Below are 1,256 nucleotides of genomic sequence, written 5' to 3'. Positions count from 1 at the left end.
GACCCGGATTTGCCTAGGTCACGCCCTACACGCTTACACCGGTATTACCACTGACCGGCCCAGCTACCTTCCTGCGTCACCCCATCGCTTGGCTACTACCAGATCAGGTCCCGTGCATCCACCAACTCGAGACCCGAAGGTCTTCTCGTGGCTTCAGGACGGTTAGTATCACTGATTCACCATGGGCGCGTTCACACGGGTACGGGAATATCAACCCGTTGTCCATCGGCTACGCCTGTCGGCCTCGTCTTAGGTCCCGACTCACCCTGGGCGGATTAACCTGGCCCAGGAACCCTTGGTCATTCGGCGGACGAGTTTCTCACTCGTCTTTCGCTACTCATGCCTGCATTCTCACTCGTGTGGCCTCCACGGCTAGGTCACCCTGCCGCTTCCATGGCCACACGACGCTCCCCTACCCATCCACACACCTGCCAGAAAATCCTTGGATCAACTGGGGGCTATTGCGTGAATGCCGCAGCTTCGGTGGTGTACTTGAGCCCCGCTACATTGTCGGCGCAGGATCACTTGACCAGTGAGCTATTACGCACTCTTTCAAGGGTGGCTGCTTCTAAGCCAACCTCCTGGTTGTCTTCGCGACCCCACATCCTTTTCCACTTAGTACACGCTTAGGGACCTTAGCTGGCGATCTGGGCTGTTTCCCTCTCGACTACGAACCTTATCGCCCGCAGTCTCACTGCCGCGCTCTCACTCACCGGCATTCGGAGTTTGGCTGATTTCGGTAAGCTTGTGGGCCCCCTAGACCATCCAGTAGCTCTACCTCCGGTGAGAAACACGCGACGCTGCACCTAAATGCATTTCGGGGAGAACCAGCTATCACGGAGTTTGATTGGCCTTTCACCCCTACCCACAACTCATCCCCTCAGTTTTCAACCTAAGTGGGTTCGGTCCTCCACGACGTCTTACCGTCGCTTCAACCTGGCCATGGGTAGATCACTCCGCTTCGGGTCTAGAGCATGCCACTATGATCGCCCTATTCGGACTCGCTTTCGCTACGGCTACCCCACACGGGTTAACCTCGCGACATGCCACTAACTCGCAGGCTCATTCTTCAAAAGGCACGCCATCACCCCCCACACCGAAGTGTGCAAAGGCTCTGACGGATTGTAAGCGCACGGTTTCAGGTACTATTTCACTCCCCTCCCGGGGTACTTTTCACCTTTCCCTCACGGTACTAGTCCGCTATCGGTCACCAGGGAGTATTCAGGCTTATCGGGTGGTCCCGACAGATTCACACC

At 56.7% G+C, this 1,256-nt stretch carries 1 rRNA gene (running past both ends of the window); it reads right to left on the bottom strand.

Going from position 1 to position 1,256, the window contains the following annotated elements:
- A 23S ribosomal RNA gene (locus tag CJ178_RS23295) occupies window positions 1–1,256 on the bottom strand (it extends past both window edges: 1,395 nt to the left, 482 nt to the right).

Origin of the sequence: Rhodococcus sp. ACPA4, assembly GCF_002300185.1 — a bacterium.
GTDB classification, from domain to species: domain Bacteria; phylum Actinomycetota; class Actinomycetes; order Mycobacteriales; family Mycobacteriaceae; genus Rhodococcus_F; species Rhodococcus_F globerula.
The sequence above is the reverse complement of the archived record's forward strand: the minus strand, read 5'-3'. Positions and strand labels throughout refer to the sequence as shown.